At 64.2% G+C, this 17,339-nt stretch carries 10 protein-coding genes; 6 read left to right on the plus strand and 4 right to left on the minus strand.

Features of this window, described 5'->3' with window-relative positions; genetic code table 11:
- Positions 1-104: 104 nt before the first annotated feature.
- Positions 105-1,784: an energy-dependent translational throttle protein EttA gene (gene ettA, locus RDW26_RS00145; protein WP_307981947.1), complete on the plus strand. Its 1,680-nt coding sequence runs from the start codon at positions 105-107 to the stop codon at positions 1,782-1,784.
- A gap of 299 nt (positions 1,785-2,083) precedes the next feature.
- Here the strand turns inward: ettA and RDW26_RS00150 are convergent, their stop codons facing one another.
- Both RDW26_RS00150 and RDW26_RS00155 read right to left on the minus strand, forming a co-directional pair.
- A complete protein-coding gene (locus RDW26_RS00150) occupies positions 2,084-3,448 on the minus strand; it encodes a PFL family protein (RefSeq protein WP_294420644.1) in 1,365 nt (454 codons plus the stop codon).
- Between the two features lie 492 nt (positions 3,449-3,940).
- Positions 3,941-4,783: a MetQ/NlpA family ABC transporter substrate-binding protein gene (locus RDW26_RS00155; RefSeq protein ID WP_307981949.1), complete on the minus strand. Its 843-nt coding sequence runs from the start codon at positions 4,781-4,783 to the stop codon at positions 3,941-3,943.
- 646 nt (positions 4,784-5,429) lie between these two features.
- Here RDW26_RS00155 and RDW26_RS00160 point away from each other — a divergent pair.
- The 4 genes from RDW26_RS00160 (at position 5,430) to RDW26_RS00175 (ending at position 12,701) form a co-directional block, all read left to right on the plus strand.
- Positions 5,430-6,089: a TetR/AcrR family transcriptional regulator gene (locus RDW26_RS00160; RefSeq protein WP_294399085.1), complete on the plus strand. Its 660-nt coding sequence runs from the start codon at positions 5,430-5,432 to the stop codon at positions 6,087-6,089.
- Positions 6,090-6,104: 15 nt separating this feature from the next.
- The gene (locus RDW26_RS00165) at positions 6,105-10,757 is read left to right on the plus strand and encodes an acyl-CoA dehydratase activase-related protein (RefSeq protein WP_307981952.1); all 4,653 of its coding nucleotides are present in this window, start codon (positions 6,105-6,107) and stop codon (positions 10,755-10,757) included.
- 294 nt (positions 10,758-11,051) lie between these two features.
- Positions 11,052-11,900, plus strand: a complete 849-nt coding sequence (rsmI, locus tag RDW26_RS00170; protein WP_307981953.1) for a 16S rRNA (cytidine(1402)-2'-O)-methyltransferase — start codon at positions 11,052-11,054, stop codon at positions 11,898-11,900.
- 3 nt (positions 11,901-11,903) lie between these two features.
- Positions 11,904-12,701, plus strand: a complete 798-nt coding sequence (locus tag RDW26_RS00175; protein ID WP_307981954.1) for a SprT family zinc-dependent metalloprotease — start codon at positions 11,904-11,906, stop codon at positions 12,699-12,701.
- A 144-nt stretch (positions 12,702-12,845) separates the two neighbouring features.
- Here RDW26_RS00175 and RDW26_RS00180 read toward each other — a convergent pair whose 3' ends face one another.
- The gene (locus tag RDW26_RS00180) at positions 12,846-13,583 is read right to left on the minus strand and encodes a transposase (protein WP_307981956.1); all 738 of its coding nucleotides are present in this window, start codon (positions 13,581-13,583) and stop codon (positions 12,846-12,848) included.
- Positions 13,584-14,313: 730 nt separating this feature from the next.
- On the opposite strand from RDW26_RS00180, the gene RDW26_RS00185 reads away from it, so the two are divergent.
- Positions 14,314-15,801 carry a DHA2 family efflux MFS transporter permease subunit gene (locus tag RDW26_RS00185; protein ID WP_307981958.1) on the plus strand — a complete coding sequence of 496 codons (1,488 nt, stop codon included), beginning with the start codon at positions 14,314-14,316 and terminating at the stop codon, positions 15,799-15,801.
- Between the two features lie 279 nt (positions 15,802-16,080).
- Here RDW26_RS00185 and RDW26_RS00190 read toward each other — a convergent pair whose 3' ends face one another.
- Entirely contained in the window at positions 16,081-17,241 is a 1,161-nt protein-coding gene (locus RDW26_RS00190; protein WP_307981959.1) for a hypothetical protein, read from the minus strand.
- Positions 17,242-17,339 lie beyond the last annotated feature (98 nt).

Below are 17,339 nucleotides of genomic sequence, written 5' to 3' on the forward strand. Positions count from 1 at the left end.
GCCCGCCACCTGTAAGTTACCCGGGCTTGGTGTGCACCCGAAGTATAGCATGGAGCGGCTTGGCTTTGCCATACGCAAGCTGCTCGATCAGAAAGGCAACACGCATGGCAGAGTTCATCTACCAAATGTACAAGGCGCGCAAGGCGCACGGCGACAAGGTCATCCTCGATGATGTCACCCTGTCGTTCTATCCCGGCGCGAAGATCGGCGTGGTGGGCCCGAACGGCATGGGCAAGTCCACGCTGCTCAAAATCATGGCCGGAATCGAGGAGGTCAGCAACGGCGACGCGCGCCTGACCCCCGGTTATTCGGTGGGCATCCTGCAGCAGGAGCCGCCGCTGGACGAGGACAAGACCGTCCTGGAGAACATCGAGATGGCGTTCGCCGACGTGAAGGCCAACATCGCCCGCTTCAACAAGATCGGCACGCTCATGGGCGAGCCCGATGCCGACTTCGACGCGCTCATGGAGGAGATGGGCAAGCTGCAGGACGCCATCGACGCGGCCAACGGCTGGGACCTGGACAGCCAGCTGTCCCAGGCCATGGACGCGCTGCAGTGCCCTGACCCCGACATGCCGGTGAACGTGCTCTCCGGCGGCGAGCGTCGTCGCGTGGCCCTGTGCCGTCTGCTGCTCGAGGCCCCCGACCTGCTGCTTCTAGACGAGCCCACCAACCATCTGGACGCCGAGTCCGTGCTGTGGCTGGAGAAGTTCCTGCACAAGTACCCCGGCGCCGTGCTGGCTGTCACGCACGACCGCTACTTCCTGGACAACGTGGCCGAGTGGATCTGCGAGGTCGACCGCGGCAGCCTGTACCCGTACAAGGGCAACTACTCCACGTACCTGGAGACCAAGGCTGCGCGTATGGCGGGCCAGAAGCAGCGTGATGAGAAGCTGCAGAAGCGCCTGGCAAGCGAGCTCGAGTGGGTCCGTAGCTCCCCGAAGGCGCGTCAGGCGAAGAGCCGCGCCCGTCTGGAGCGCTACGACCAGATGGCCGCCGAGGCTGCGCAGTCCAAGAAGCTTGACTTCACCGAGATCCAGATCCCGGCCGGCCCGCGTCTGGGCGCCGAGGTCCTCAGGGTCGAGCACCTGCACAAGCAGTTCGGCGACCGCGTGCTCATGGACGACCTGTCCTTCGAGCTGCCGCGCAACGGCATCGTCGGCGTGATCGGCCCCAACGGCGTGGGTAAATCCACCCTGTTCAAGATGATCATGGGCATCGAACAGCCCACCTCCGGCAGCCTGAAGCTCGGCGAGACTGTGAAGGTGTCCTATGTCGACCAGGGTCGTGCGGGCATCGATGGCGACAAGAACGTGTGGGAAGTCGTTTCCGGCGGCCTGGACTACATGATGGTTTGCGAAACCGAGGTGCCCAGCCGCGCATACGTGGCGAGCTTCGGCTTCAAGGGCTCCGACCAGCAGAAGCCCGCGGGCGTGCTCTCCGGCGGCGAGCGCAACCGCCTGAACCTGGCGCTGACGCTCAAGCAGGGCGGCAACCTGCTGCTCCTCGACGAGCCCACCAACGACCTGGACGTGGAAACGCTGTCCAGCCTGGAAGAGGCGCTGCTGCGCTTCCCGGGTTGCGCCGTGGTGACCAGCCATGACCGTATGTTCCTCGACCGCGTTGCCACGCACATCCTGGCGTGGGAGGGTACCGATGAGAACCCGGGCAACTGGCACTGGTTCGAGGGCAACTTCGAGAGCTACCAGAAGAACCGCATCGAGCGCCTGGGCGAGGAGGCGGCAAAGCCCCACCGCCTGCACCGCAAGCTGACCAGGGATTAAGCTCAAGCGCATAAACGCAAACGAACGGCTCCCGCAGCCTTAGGGCAGTGGGAGCCGTTTTGCGTTGGTGGCGAGGAATCGTTTGCCGCCAATGTGTGGAAGGTGCGATAGCGATGCATGTTCGCAGTCCTGGTTTTCCCGGTGGAGCTTCGGCTAGACAAACCGAGCCGCGTCCATTTCTGATCGCTATCTGCGCCCGGAGGGGCGTGAGGACTATCCCTCTTCTGCGGCAAAAGAAAAGCGGGGATTCCGAGTGCTCGGAATCCCCGCTTGCGTTCGGGTGATGTTTGCCGCGTTCGCTAGTTCTTCAGCGAGTTGATGGGGGCGGGCATGCGGCCGCCGCGGTGGGCGAACACGGTGCCGGCGTGGGTGTTCACGGGCATGACCGGCGCGTAGCCGAGCAGGCCGCCGAAGTCCAGCTTGTCGCCGACCTTCTTGCCGATGGCCGGGATGACGCGCACGGCGGTGGTCTTGTTGTTGATCATGCCGATGGCGCATTCGTCGGCGATGATGCCGAAGATGGCCTCGACCGGTGTGTCGCCGGGGATGGCGATCATGTCCAGGCCGACGCTGCAGACGCAGGTCATGGCCTCGAGCTTCTCCAGGCACAGCGCGCCGGACTCGGCGGCGCGGATCATGCCGGCGTCCTCGGACACGGGGATGAACGCGCCGGACAGGCCGCCGACGCTGGAGCTGGCCATGACGCCGCCCTTCTTCACGGCGTCATTGAGCATGGCGAGTGCGGCCGTGGTGCCCGGACCGCCGCACTGGCCAACGCCGATGGCTTCCAGGATCTCGGCCACGGAGTCGCCCTCGGCCGGGGTGGGGGCCAGCGACAGGTCCAGGATGCCCTTGGCCACGCCCATGCGGCGGCTGGCCTCGCGGGCCATCAGCTCGCCGGCGCGGGTGATCTTGAACGCGGTGGCCTTGATGGCCTCGGCGACCTCGGTCATGTCGGCGTCCTTGGGCATGTTCGCCAGCACCTGGCGTACGACGCCCGGGCCGGAAACGCCCACGTTGACCACGGCATCGGCTTCGCCAGAGCCATGGAAGGCGCCTGCCATGAAGGGGTTATCCTCGACGGCGTTGCAGAACACCACCAGCTTGCCGGCGGCGATGCAGTCGCGGTCGGCCGTCAGCTCGGCGCACTGCTTGACGATGCCGGCCATCTTGAGCGCGGCGTCCATGTTGATGCCGGCGCGCGTGGAGCCGACGTTCACGCTCGAGCACACGCGCTCGGTAGCGGCCAGCGCATTGGGGATGGAGTCCATCAGCTTGTTGTCGGCCGCCGATGCGCCCTTGTGCACGAGCGCGGAGAAGCCGCCTACGAAGTCGACGCCCACCTCGGCGCCGGCCTTGTCCATGGCCACGGCGATGCGCGACAGGTCGGTGTCGGGCACAGCGGCGCAGATCTCGGCGATGGGCGTGACGGAGATGCGCTTGTTCACGATCGGGATGCCGAACTCGCGCTCGAGCTGCTCGGCGGTGGGCACCAGCTGCTCGGCGGCCTTCGTCATCTTGTCGTAGACCTTGCGCGCCATGGTGTTGATGTCCGAATCCGTGCAGGAGCGCAGGTTCAGGCCCAACGTGATGGTGCGGATGTCCAGGTGCTGCTTGCTGACCATAGCAAGCGTTTCGGCGATTTCTTCCGGGGTGATTTGCATGATGCTGTCCTTTTAACGGGCGACGCTTTTGCAACAGGATAGCAAATTGCGGCCGTTACCGGGCGCCGCGCCCAACTGTTCCACGAATGATTGACGCTCGGCGGTGCTATTTGCGGACTTATTCGAGTGCTTGGCGGCGCAAAGCGCGATACGTCTGCGTCTGAATTCAGGTGTTCCGAGTAGCCAATAGTAGTCCGAGCCTGTGACCTGGGACTTTCTGGCGGGCATAAGCTACCTACTCGCCAAGGCCCCATTTAAACGCAGACGTATCGTGGTTAGCCTTGCGTGCGGCAGTATTGGGCGGTTGGGATGGCATTTGCCGGCGTGGATTCGCGTGAACAGGGGACGGAGGTGTGTTCAGGATGGTTATTCGGGAGATGCGAACGCTCTCCCCTGAACACACCTCCGTCCCCTGTTCACGCGAAGGAGCCTTTGGGCAACGAAAAAGCGGGCCCACGGGCCCGCTTTTCGCGATTGGTTCTTGGTTGCGGCTTAGAAGACCGGGACGACGGCGCCCTCGTAGGTCTTGTTGATGAAGTCGCGCACGGCGTCGGACTTCAGGGCCTTGGCCAGAGCCTGGATCTTCTCGGAGTCCTGGTTGCCGTCCTTGACGACCAGCACGTTGGCGTAGGTCTCGGCGGCCAGGGAGTCGGTGGCCTCGACGGCCAGGGCGTCCTTCTCGACGGACAGGCCGGCAGCCTGGGCGTAGTTGCCGTTGATGCAGGCGATGTCGACATCCTTCAGGGCGTTGGGGATGTTGGCGGCCTCAAGCTCCTTGATCTGCAGGTTCTTGGGGTTCTCGACGATGTCCTTGGCGGTTGCGGTGATGCCTGCGCCGTCGGCCAGCTTGATCAGGCCCTCCTGCTGCAGCAGGAGCAGGGCGCGAGCCTCGTTGGTGGTGTCGTTGGGCACAGCGACGGTTGCGCCGTCGGTCAGGGCATCAAGGGAAGCGGTCTTGCCAGCGTACAGGCCGAAGGGCTCGAAGTGAACCGGCTCGACGGAGACCAGGTGCGTGCCTTTCTCTTCATTGAAGGAATCCAGGTAAGGCTGATGCTGGAAGTAGTTGGCGTCGACCTCGCCCTCTTCGGTGACCGTGTTGGGCTGGACGTAGTCGGTGAACTCCTTCACCTCGAGCGTGTAGCCCTGCTCTTTGAGCTGATCGGCAACGGCGTTGGTGAGGATCTCGGCGTGCGGGGTGGGGCTGGCGGCGACGGTGATGGTCTTGTCGTCGGAGCCGGAGTTGGAACCGGAGCCTGCGCAACCGGCCAGGACGCCGGCGGCCAGGACGCCTGCAGCGGCGAACGCCGCGAGCTTCTTCAGTGCGGACTTCTTCATGTAGGGTCTCCCTCCCATCGTTTCGCGCTTGGACGGCCCCGTGAGTTTGCGATCGGGGCAGTGGCGCCTTGTTTTGCGTGACGCCTAGTATACCGAGCGTGGATTTTTGGGCAATAGCTTTGCTCATACGAAAAGGCGGGTGGACGATATCTGCAAAATCGATAACCTGGTCGGCTATGGCGTAGAACAGGGACGAACGGCGGCAAGGCGACGCCCAACGGCGTCGCGGTGTCGGCAGAGCGTCGGAAGCCACGTTGCTCCGCCGATGCTGCCGCTCGGGAAATCGCGTCGCATCGATGCTATTTTGCAAAGCACATTGCGCTGGACGTTGCTTCGAGGCCATGCCGTGCTGCCGACGTTGCTCTGTGAAACGTACCGTGGTGGAAGGGCCTTCGGGCGTCGCCTTGCATTTCGGGCGCCGTGCAAGACCCACGGCTACCTATATATGTAGAGGTTGCGGGACTCGTTTGCAGGCGTGTTGCGCTCGTTGATTCCCACCTGCGTGGTCGGTAAAATAACGCTATTGAACAACTTGTCCATTATTGCCCGGGTTGTTCAAAACGCAAAGCGCAGCAAGCTGCGTCGCGAGGCCGTTATCGTCCGGTCATCGCGTGTTCGCAGCCTGCATACGCAAGGAAGGGGGCATATGTCCACGCAACGAAGCTCCGCTTCGAACTCGGCGATAGCGTCTGCGGATACGCCGCTTGCCGCCGAGGATCGGCGCATCACGCGCTCGAAGCGCGCGCTGCGCGATGCGCTCGTTGAGTTGATCGAGGAACGCGGCCTGACCAACTTCAGCGCCAGCGACCTGTGCGCTCGCGCGGACCTCAACCGCGGCACGCTGTACAACAACTTCGGCGACATGGAGGGTCTGCTCGCCGCCCTTGAGGACGACATCATGGACGACCTGGAAAACCTCCAGTCGTGTATGCAGCAGCTCAGCCTAAAGGACGTGCTGCGCTATCGCGTGAACAAGAAGCCTATGCCGTTTCTGGTGAAGCTGTTCGACTACCTGCGCGAACAAGGTGACTTCCTGCACGCGATCATGGGCCCGAAAGGCGACCCGAGCTTCGGCCCGCGCGTGCGCGACGCCGTGTGCACCGAGATCATCCAAACCATCCTGCACGAGCGCTACCGCAGCGACCCCTCGCCGTTCGTGCAATATTACGTGGCGTTCTACGCCAGCGCGTATCTAGGGGTCATCACCCACTGGATCGAGACGGGCATGAAGGAAAGCTCGCAGGAGATGGCCCTTGTGGCCATGCGCCTGTTCTTCATCAAACCCGGCGACCCCATTCGACTGTAAGGAATAAGGCGGAACATGAGCGAGAACAACCAGAACGAGAACCTGCATATCGGCATCGACGTGGGCTCCACCACGGTCAAGCTGGCCATCTTGGACGACGCGGACCAGATCCGCTACGCGGTGTACCGTCGTCACCACGCGGACGTGCGCGCCACCATCGTCGAGGTGCTGTCCGAGGCTGCGCGCGACTTCGGCGACAAGCGCATGACCATCGCCATCACCGGATCGGGCGGCTTGCTTTTGGCCCAATGGCTGGGCATCGAGTTCGTGCAGGAGGTCATCGCCAGCAAAACCGCCGTCGAAACCTTCATCCCGAAAACCGACGTGGCCATCGAGCTGGGCGGCGAGGACGCGAAGATCATCTACTTCGACAACGGCATCGAGCAGCGCATGAACGGCACGTGCGCCGGCGGCACCGGCGCGTTCATCGACCAGATGGCGGCGCTTTTGAACACCGACGCCGGCGGCCTGAACGAGCTGGCGCAGCACGCCACCACCATCTATCCCATCGCCAGCCGCTGCGGCGTGTTCGCGAAAACCGACGTGCAGCCGCTGCTCAACGAGGGCGCGCGCCGCGAGGACATCGCCGCGTCCATCTTCCAGTCCGTGGTCACGCAGACCATCTCCGGCCTGGCGTGCGGGCGCCCTATCCGCGGCTACGTGGCTTTCCTGGGCGGCCCGCTGCAGTACCTTCCTGAACTGCGCAAACGCTTCTATGAAACGCTGAACCTGGACGAGGAGCACCGCATCGTCCCGCAAAACGCCCACCTGTTCGTGGCCGGCGGCTGCGCCATCGCCGGCGCGGCCAGCGAGACGGTGAAGGCCGAGCTGCTCTCAGACGTGCTCGAGCGCCTGAAGAACCTCGGCGACATCCAGGGCAGCGAGGTCGTGCGCCTGCCCCCGCTGTTCGTCGACCAGGCGGAACTGGACGAGTTCAACGCCCGCCACGCCGGCGAGCGCGTGCCCCGCGGCGACCTTGCCAGCTACCGCGGCACCGCCTTCTTGGGCATCGACGCCGGCTCCACCACGTTCAAGGCCGCGCTCATCGGCCAGGACGGCGAGCTGCTGTGGACCCATTACGTGTCGAACAAGGGCGACGTGCTCGGTTGCGCGAAGGCCGCCATCGCCAAGCTCTACCGCGAGCTGCCGCGCGACGCCGCCGGCAACCCGCTGGTGACCATCGGCCATTCCACGGTCACGGGCTACGGCGAGCACCTGCTGCTCGAGGCGCTGCGCGTGGACTCGGGCGAGATCGAGACGGTTGCGCACCTGCGCGGCGCGCAGGAGATGCTGCCGGGCGTTGAGTTCATCCTGGACATCGGCGGTCAGGACATGAAGTGCCTGCGCGTGAAAGACGGCGTCATCGACCACATCATGCTCAACGAGGCGTGCTCCTCGGGCTGCGGCAGCTTCATCGAAAGCTTCGCCAGCGGCCTGAACCTGGACGTGTCCGAGTTCGCGAAGACCGCCATCGGCGCGGAAAACCCCGTCGACCTGGGCAGCCGCTGCACCGTGTTCATGAACAGCCGCGTGAAGCAGGCGCAGAAGGAAGGCGCCACCGTCGGCGACATCGCCGCGGGCCTGGCCATCTCGGTCATCAAGAACGCCCTGTTCAAGGTCATCAAGATCCGCGACCCGCATGACGTGGGCAGCAAGGTCATCGTGCAGGGCGGCACGTTCCTCAACGATGCCGTGCTGCGCGCCTTCGAGCAGCTCTCGGGCGTGAACGCCGTGCGTCCCGACATCGCCGGCAACATGGGCGCGTTCGGCGCGGCGCTTCTGGCCCGCGACCGTTTCAGCCGCCAGGATTCGCAAGTCAGCGGCCTGCTGTCCCTTGATGCGCTCGAGGCCCTTGCGCCCACGCACAGGACCGTGCGCTGCAAGGCGTGCTCGAACCACTGCCTGCTCACCGTCAACGACTTCGGCGTCGACGAGGCCACGGGCAAACACCGCCGCTTCATCACGGGCAATCGCTGCGAGAAGGGCGCCGGCGCGCTTGGCCAGGCGACGAAGGCCGACAAGGTCCCCAACCTGTTCGAGTACAAGTCGAAGCGCCTGTTCGACCACTACACGCCGCTGGCGGAGCAGGACGCGCCGCGCGGCACCGTGGGCATTCCGCGCGCGCTGAACATGTACGAGAACTACCCGTTCTGGTTCACCTTCTTCACGAAGCTGGGCTGGCGCGTGGTGCTCTCGGACCCGTCCACGAAGAAAACCTACGAGGCCGGCATCGAGTCCATGCCGTCGGAGAGCGTGTGCTACCCGGCGAAGCTCTCGCACGGCCACATCATGAACCTGCTGGACAAGCACCCCGACTTCATCTGGTTCCCCTGCAGCAAGTGGGAGCGCCAGGAGGACGAGGGCGCCGGCAACCACTTCAACTGCCCCATCGTGGCCAGCTACGCCGAGGCGCTGCGTCTCAACATCGACGAGCTGCGCGACTCCGACACGCAGTTCCTGAACCCGTGGCTGCCCTACGATAAGAAGGAGCACCTTAAGAAGCGCCTGTTCGTGGAGCTGATCCAGGCGCATCCCGAACTGTGCGGCAAGGGCGTGGCAGCGCCCACGCAGGCCGAGGTCGACGCCGCGGTGGACGCCGCATGGGCCGAGGACGAGGCGTTCAAGGCCGACATCCGCGAGAAGGGCGCCGAGACGCTGCTGTGGATGGAGAAGACCCATACGCACGGCATCGTGCTGGCGGGCCGCCCGTACCACAACGACCCCGAGATCAACCACGCCATCCCCGAGCTTCTGACCAGCTTCGGCCTGGCGGTGCTCACCGAGGACTCCATCGCGCATTTGGGCACGCTCGAGCGCCCCATCCGCCTGGTGGACCAGTGGATGTACCACACGCGCCTGTACGCCGCGGCGAAGGTGGCGTCGGAGCGCAAGGACCTCGACCTCATCCAGCTGAACAGCTTCGGCTGCGGCCTTGACGCGCTGACCACCGATCAGGTGCAGGAGATCTTGGAGCAGGCTGGCAAGGTGTACACCGTGCTGAAGATCGACGAGGTGTCCAACCTCGGCGCCGCGCGCATCCGTGTGCGCAGCCTGCTTGCGGCCCTGAAGGACCAGGCCGACGAGGAGGCCGAGGCCCGTGCGGCCGAGCAGGCGCGCAACGCCGCGGGCTGCGGCGCATGCAGCCTGGATGTGGAGCAGCTGCTGGCCGAGGCCGAGGAGCGCGCGGCGGGCAAGCAGGCCGGCGGCGCCGATGCCGAGGCCGTGCAGGCCGCGGCGGCAGCCATCAAGCCGCCCGCAAGCTTCACGGAAAAGGCTGCGCCCGAGGTGCAGGCCGAGTTCAAGCAGCGCGACAGCGGTGCTTCGACGGAGTTCCCGCGCGCCCAGTTCACCGAGGAGATGCGCGATGCGGGCTACACCATCCTGGCTCCGCAGATGGCGCCGTACCACTTCGAGCTGCTCGTGCCCATCTTCGAGCGCTTCGGCTACAACGTGGAGCTGCTGCCTTCCGTGGACCACGGGGCGGTGGATGCGGGCCTGAAGTACGTGAACAACGACATCTGCTACCCGTCCATTCTGGTCACGGGCCAAATCATGGAAGCGGTCATGTCCGGCAAGTACGACACCGACAAGCTAGCGGTGCTCATCACGCAGACCGGCGGCGGCTGCCGTGCCACGAACTACATCTCGCTCATCCGCAAGGCGCTCAAGTCGGTGGGCCTGTCGCATATCCCCGTCATCGCCATCAGCTTCAAGGACTTAGGCGAGGTCAACCCCGGCTTCTCCATCACGCCGGCCATGCTCTACCAGGCGGTGTCGGCGCTGCAGTACGGCGACCTGCTCATGATGTGCCTGTACCGCACGCGCCCCTACGAGGTGGAGCCCGGCAGTGCGAACGCCCTGTTCGACCACTGGATGGCCGAGTGCAAGCGCCAGCTGAAACGCGGTGTGAAGCGCGGCGAGTTCAAGCGCACGGTCAAGCAGATCGTCGAGGACTTCGACACGCTGCCGCTGCAAGGCGAGGGCACCAAGCCGCGCGTCGGCGTGGTCGGCGAGATCTTGGTGAAGTTCCACCCCACGGCGAACAACCAGATCGTCGACGTCATCGAGCGCGAGGGCTGCGAGGCCGTGGTGCCGGGGCTTATCGAGTTCTTCCTGTTCGGCGCGGCGGGCGGCATCTTCCAGAAGGACCCGCTCGGCCGTTCGGCCAAGGGCGCGTTTGGCAGCAAGATCGCCCTGCAGGCGGTGAAGGCCCTGCGCGCGCCGGTGACCAAGGCGCTCGAGGAGTCCACGCGCTTCAACCCACCGGCGAGCATCTATGAGCTGGCCGAGTACGCAAGCGAGATCTTGAGCCTGTGCAACTCCATGGGCGAGGGCTGGCTGCTCACGGCCGAGATGGTGGAGCTCATCCGCACGGGCGCGCCGAACGTGGTGTGCACGCAGCCGTTCGCCTGCCTGCCGAACCACGTGGTGGGCAAGGCGGTCATCAAGGAGCTGCGCCGCCGCTACCCGGAGAGCAACATCGTGGCCGTCGACTACGACCCCGGCGCGTCCGAGGTCAACCAGCTCAACCGCATCAAGCTCATGATCGCGGTGGCGAAGAGCAACCTGGCCGACAAGGAGGCCGAGGCCCGCGCGGCTCGCACGGCGGCGGCCACGCCGGCGGTCGAGGAAGCCGGCGCGCTCGACGTGCAGGAAACGAGGGCGTAAAGCCGTCATCAAGGGGGGCGATGGGAGACCGTCGCCCCTGCATTTCGTTTGCGAGAACGTAAGTGATTGTGGGTGAGCGCGGGAGCTGAACAGGGGACGGAGGTGTGTTCAGGAAGCAGCTTTGGGAAACGCGAACCTCTTCCTGAACACACCTCCGTCCCCTGTTCGCCCTGTTCGCCCCCCGTTCATCTGGGTACGACACCTCCGCAATGAGGAAAAGGGCGTGGCTGGCAAATCGATCGAACGCCGCCCGCCCTCATATCCGCGTTGCGTATCACGATAGGAAGGAACGATATGGCTGGCAAGCTGATCATCTGCCCGACGCCCATCGGCAACCTGGGCGATATGCCGCAGCGTGCGCTTGATGCGCTGACCAGCGCCGATGTGGTGTGTGCGGAAGATACGCGCGTCACCGGCAAGCTGCTGGCGGCGTTCGGCATCGGCAAGCGCTTGGAGCGCTTGGACGAGGCGCTCATCGGCTCGCGCGCCGACGGCATTGTGGCGCGCGTGGAGGCTGGCGAGGTCATCGCGTATTGCAGCGATGCCGGCATGCCGGGCGTATCCGACCCGGGCTTGCGACTGGTTCGCGCATGCCGGGAAGCGGGCGCGCCGGTGGAGGTGCTGCCCGGGCCCACCGCTACCGCCACGGCGTATGTGGCAAGCGGTTGCACGAATCCGCGCTTCTACTTCGGCGGCTTCTTCCCGCGCAAGGCTGGCGAGCAGAAGGCCGCGCTCGATGCGGTGCGCACGCTGGATGCGGCGCTTATCTATTACGAAAGCCCGAACCGCATCGCTGGGGCGCTTGCTGTGCTGTCCGAGGCTTTCCCGCTGCGCGAGGCGGCCGTGTGCCGCGAGCTCACGAAGCTGCATGAGGAAGTGGTGCGCGACGCGCTGCCTGCGTTGCGCGACGAGTTCGCCGCCCGCGAGGCGGCCGGCGGCATCAAGGGCGAGATCGTCATCGTGATCGACGGGCCCAGCGAGGCGGAGGGGCAGGCTGCTCAGGAAAGCGCCGAGGATTCCGCTCGCGTCCGTGCTGCCCAGCTCAAGGCCGAGGGCGCGCGCAACAAGGACATCGCGAAAACGCTGGTGGCCGAGTTCGGCCTGCCGCGCAACGCCGCGTACGAGATCGCGCTGGAGGCGTAGGGCGTGGCCAGCGATAACCGCTCCGGCCCGGTGCGCACGCGCCGCGTTGACCCGGGCGAGCTCAAGCGCCAGGCGGCGGGCGGCTCGCGCGGGGCGGGTGCCGCGCCGCAGCGGCGTTCGGCCGCTTCCGGTCGCGGGAGCGACGAGGCGGGGAAGGTTGCGCAGCGCCGCCGTCCGTCCGGTGTCGGGCGCACGGCGGCCGGGGCAGGGAAGGCGGGTTCGCAAGCAACGCGCCGCAAGCCCGCGCGCCCAGCTGCGCCCGAGGTGCTTCATGTCGACGGCATCGAGGTTCGCTTGCAGCGCAAAAAGGTGAAGAACCTCAACCTGCGCATCGCCCGCGATGGCGGCCATGTGGACGCATCCGCGCCCTCCTGGATGGCGCCGGCGGATGTGGCGGATTTCGTGCATCGCAAGCATGATTGGATAGAGGCCCAGATGGAGCGCGTGTCCGCCACGCCCATGGCGCAGGCATCGCAGGCGTCGAAGGCCGAGGTAGCGCAGTGGCGCGCGGTGGTGCAGGCATGCGTGCCGGCGCTGGTGGCGGCATGGGAACCTATCATGGGGGTGAAGGCGGGCCAGCTGGCGTATCGCAACATGACCAGCCGCTGGGGCAGTTGCCAACCTTCCACGGGCCGCATCTGCATCAACGTGCGCTTGGCGCTCTACCCGCCGGAATGCCTGGAATACGTGGTGGTGCACGAGCTGTGCCATCTGCTCGAGCGCGGTCACGGCCCAAGGTTCCACCAGCTCATGGACCGCTTCATGCCCGACTGGAAACAGCGCCGCGACAAACTGCGGTAGCGCGCGCTGCTCCCGAACAGGGGACGGAGGTGTGTTCAGGAGGGGGCTTCCGCTTTCCGGAGCTGTTTCCTGAACACACCTCCGTCCCCTGTTCACCCAGTCCGTCCGCGCATGTTAGCGCCAGTAGCGCTTCACCCGTTATTCTCATGCCTCCGATATGCTGCTGAGGGGAAGTCCTGTCAAGCGTTGAATTTGCCTTACGCCTATTCCGTTGTCTTTCAGCAAGCGAATAGCCGTACGGCGTTCCTCGCGTGGGGTTTGCTTCAAGGCGATAAGCGCATCTTCGCCAATGAGGTTTGCCGCCATCGCGTAGGCTTCCTCGTTTGTAAGGCGTTTGACCTGCATAGAAGCTGACGGTATATCTATTGGCAGCTTGCCTTCATGCTCGAGTCGGTGGAATTTTTCAAATGCGTCAATCCCTCCAAGCATATTCAGAATCAAATCCCGATTCGTTATCCCTGGTTTGCCCAGATAATCCTGGTAGCTGCTCCATTTCCAATCGGCTGCAGGGGATAATCCAGCAACGGCAGGGTTGTTGTGGATATAGCGAACAACGGTTAGAAGGTAGTCGTCGTCTTCGATGGGCTCGCTTCGGAATCGTCCACCGAAAAGATGTCCGCAGCGACGATGACGCTCATTGAACCACAAGGCGTAAGATCCCAGCAATCGACGCATGCCGTTGGAGATGCTGGGCAGCGGCGCTTGGGCCAGAACGTGAAAATGGTTGTCCATGAGCACGTACGCAAAAATGGAAATGTCAAACTTGCAAAACAGGGAATTCATGAGCGTGGTGAACCGAATTCGATCAACGTCGTCTTCGAAAATGATCTGCTTAGCAGTTCCGCGGGCCATCACGTGATATGTATTGCAATCAGATTCCATTCGAGCACATCGAGGCATAGGCGAGTCCTTTCGGCAAAAGATGAGAACAGGTCGAGCATCAAGGCACTTTCGTGAATAGAATGAACAGGGGGACGGAGGTGTGTTCAGGAAGCAGCTTTGGGAAATGCGGGTCCTCTCTCTGAACACACCTCCGTCCCCCTGTTCATCTGCAAGCTGCCTTGCCTTCTTTGGTCGCCAGACTATAGCAGTGTGCTGTTCCGTGACTCGTTTGGGGGAGGGAAGTGTCGCGAATTTGTTGTTTTCACCTGGGCAAAAGCCTCTCTTATGCAGCTTTGCCTTATCGGTTGTGGCTGTTTTCTGTTAGTGAACATCCGCTGTTCGCAAATCAAGTTAGGGATAACCGCAGATTGGGTTCCAAAGACAGCCTGCGGGCGTAAGGCATCGAGAAAATCGAAGGCATTTGATGTCGGAACATACGAGCACGCTGAAGGACGCACCTTCGAATAGCGGCGTATTGGACGTGACGGGCTGCTGCATTACGATTGCTTGTGAGCGGAACGGTGAACAGGGGACGGAGGTGTGTTCAGACGGAGGCCTGCATTTCTCTAAGCTATTTTCTGAACACACCTCCGTCCCCTGTTCACGCAAGCGACAGCGTTCGCCGAACACACCTCCGTCCCCTGTTCACGTGGCGAGCCGCCTTCCTCCCTTCCGTGCGCGTTTCGTGCGCGGGCGGTTGCGGGTGCGCTGCAACTGCTACCATCGCGGTATGAATACGAACGAAATCAACTCTACGGATGCGGCGAACGCGTCTTGTTTGAAAACTGCTGCGCCGGCTGCTGTAGCCGACCCCGAACCCGACTCCGAACCCGAGCGCGACGGCTTGCCGCTGCGGCAACGCCGTGTGGTGCTGGGCATCATGGTGTCGGGTACCACGGCGGCGTGCATCTCTCAAAGCATGATGATCGCCGCGTTGCCGGCGGTCATGCACGAGTACGGCATCAGCGCAAGTTCCGGCCAGCTGCTCACCACGGCGTATATTTTCGTGTTGGGCCTGATCAGCGCCATGACGGGCTATCTGATGAATCGGTTCGATTCCAAGAAGCTGTTCTTTGCGTCCATGGCGTCGTTCGCCGTCGGGTGCGCTGCGGCCATCTTCGCGCCGAACTATCCGTGCCTGCTGGCGGCGCGCCTGTTGCAGGCCGGCGGTGCCGGCATCTGCCTGCCGCTCGTGCAGCTGGTGGCGCTGAACATCTATCCGAAAAGCCAGTACGGCCAAGCAACGGCCATCGTAGGCATGATCATCGGGTTCGCGCCTGCCATCGGCCCGACCATTAGCGGCTTCCTCATCGACGCGTGGGGCTGGCGTTCCATGTTCTGGATGCTCGGAGCCATCGCGCTTGCGGTGATGGTTCTGACGGTTCTGCTGCTCGACGACGTGGTGCGGCGCCCCGACCATTCGGGGCATTTCGATTTGGTGTCGGCGCTTCTGTATTCCGGCGGCTTCGTACTGGTGATGGTCGCGGCCACCATGTTGGAATCGGGCGGGTCCGTGGGCGCGGGCTTCGTCGCCCCGTTGCTGGCGGGTGCAGCAGGGCTTGTCGTGTTCGCGCGTCGTCAGCTGCGCGTTCCCGAACCGTTCCTGAGGCTGCAATGCTTCCGCGACAAGACGTTCGCCATCTCCACGCTCATCGTCATATGCGCGCACATGATGTTCATGGCGCCATCGATCATGGTGCCGCTGTTCGTACAGGATATCCAGGGGCTTTCCGCCACGGTGTCGGGCCTGACGCTTCTGCCCGGCGCCATCATGATGGGCGTGATGAACCCCATCACCGGGCGCTTGCTCGATCGCCGCGGCCCGCGTCCGCTCATCGCGGTGGGCTGCGTCACGGTACTTGCGGGCACGGTGGCGTTTGCGCTCATCCCCGCAAGCGTTCCCGAGTGGGTGGTCACGGTGCTTTACGGTGTCCGCGCGACGGGCATCGCGTGCCTGATGATGCCGCTGACAGCGTGGGCGTGCACCACGCTCGATCCCGACGAGCTGGCGCAGGCGTCGGCCATCATCACGTCCGCGCGACAGCTTATCGGAAGCCTTTCGGCATCGGTGTTCATCGCTGTGATGGCGTTGACCTCGCAAAACGCGCTGGGCGTCGACCTCGGCGGCTTCGACTTCAGCTTCTGGCTGCAATGCGGCGTTCCCGTGCTGGCGTTCGTGCTGGGCATGTTCGTCCTGCCGGCGAAAGGGAAGCGCTAGGTCGCGTATCGGGCCCCCGTTGCCTGGCGGCAGATGGCGAAGGGTGTGGCACGAAAGCCCCTGGCGTGTGGAACGAGAGCCCCGATGCATGATGGCGATGCCCAGCGCATCCGGTGGTGAAGGGTTCGGGGCTCGATGGCGGCAGGGAGATGCGCCGTGGCGAAGAGCTCAGCGCCCAATAAAGAAACCCTAGCGCTCAATGGTGAAACAGCAGCATGCGCGACAGCGGGGTCGACGCACCCCGCTAGCAAGAAACCCGGCGCATGGCCGGGTTTCCTTCTAGATCATATTCATCTGCGCAAGCGTTGCGTTGTACCAATGCTCCCAGTTCGGCGGGCAGTACCTCTTGGCCACCTCCACCGAGATGGTGTAGCCGTAGCCGCGGGCAAGGCCGGCAACGTGGTCGCGGATGGCCTCTTCCCAGCTTCCCCAGCTGCAGCCGCCCCAGCCCCAGGCGTTGCAGCTGCCGGAGCAGTACAGGCCCTTGGAGCTTTCGGTGTTGGAGATGGCGGGCGACCAACGCGGGTCCACGCCGTAGTCCCAAGCGGCCTCGGCGAACACCTTGCCCGTGCCTGCCATAGGCGAACCGGCCAGATATGCGTCGATGCGGCCGGCCCACTGCGCCACGAACACGTCGCGCTCGCTTGCCCAATCGGCGCCGTCGTCGCTGGGCGCCTCCACGGTGCCCGCGGAAGATCCGCCCGCTGCCTCGGCGGCAGCCGGAGCGCTGGCGGAATCGGCCTGCTCCTGCTTGTCCGCCTCTTTTGTGGTTTCGGTCTTGGCTGCCTCGGCTTCAGCAGCCTTTGCGGCCTCTTCGGCCTGGCGGGCAGCTTCCTCCTGCGCTTTGCGCTGGGCCTCCTGGCGCGCCTGCTGGGCGGCGGAAAGCGCCTGCTCGGCGTTGGCTGCCTCGGCGTCGGCGTCCTTCTTCGCCTGCGAAAGGCCGCGCTTCGTTTGGTCGAGCTCGTCTTTCAACTCGCTAAGGCGCTTGATCTCGGCCTGGTTGCTGCTGTAGATGTGGGACACGTACTCAAGCGACGTGAAGAAATCCACGATGTTCTCGGAGCTGAGGACCATTTCCAGCAAGCCGGGCGTGGAAGCCTGGGTCTTGTACAGCTTCACCGCGGCAGCGGAGCTGCGCTCCTGCTGAGTGGGAAGGGTGTCCTCGATCTCGGCGATGCGCGCCTCGTTGTCGGCGATCTGCTGATTCAGATCGTCGATGCGGCTTATGGCCTGGTCGTACTCGGCGGCAGTGCGCTCGACCTCCTGCTGTGCGGCGTCTGCCTGCACGTTCGTGTCGATGTCCTCTGCCCATGCGGTTCGCTGAGCCATGCCCGCGATCGGCACGCTTGCGAAGGCCAGCGTCGCGCTCAAGGCGACGGTCAGCGGCAAGCGGTGGCGAGGGCGGCTGCTCGGGTTCGTTTGAAGTTTGTTAGAAAACATCCGCCATCCTTCGATTTATAACAATTACCGTTAATTATACCGGGCGGATATGTGCAAACCGTGCCGCTCATTAAACGTGCACAAGCGCTCGAGCCCGC

The sequence above is a fragment of the uncultured Senegalimassilia sp. genome, from assembly GCF_902464545.1.
Taxonomy (GTDB): Bacteria; Actinomycetota; Coriobacteriia; order Coriobacteriales; family Eggerthellaceae; genus Senegalimassilia.

Coding starts and splice junctions, on each gene's coding strand:
- RDW26_RS00165 (WP_307981952.1), top strand. CDS start 6,105: ATGAGCGAGAACAACCAGAACGAGAACCTGCATATCGGCATCGACGTG.
- RDW26_RS00160 (WP_294399085.1), top strand. CDS start 5,430: ATGTCCACGCAACGAAGCTCCGCTTCGAACTCGGCGATAGCGTCTGCG.
- ettA (WP_307981947.1), top strand. CDS start 105: ATGGCAGAGTTCATCTACCAAATGTACAAGGCGCGCAAGGCGCACGGC.
- RDW26_RS00185 (WP_307981958.1), top strand. CDS start 14,314: ATGAATACGAACGAAATCAACTCTACGGATGCGGCGAACGCGTCTTGT.
- RDW26_RS00150 (WP_294420644.1), bottom strand. CDS start 3,448: ATGCAAATCACCCCGGAAGAAATCGCCGAAACGCTTGCTATGGTCAGC.
- RDW26_RS00155 (WP_307981949.1), bottom strand. CDS start 4,783: ATGAAGAAGTCCGCACTGAAGAAGCTCGCGGCGTTCGCCGCTGCAGGC.
- RDW26_RS00190 (WP_307981959.1), bottom strand. CDS start 17,241: ATGTTTTCTAACAAACTTCAAACGAACCCGAGCAGCCGCCCTCGCCAC.
- rsmI (WP_307981953.1), top strand. CDS start 11,052: ATGGCTGGCAAGCTGATCATCTGCCCGACGCCCATCGGCAACCTGGGC.
- RDW26_RS00180 (WP_307981956.1), bottom strand. CDS start 13,583: ATGGAATCTGATTGCAATACATATCACGTGATGGCCCGCGGAACTGCT.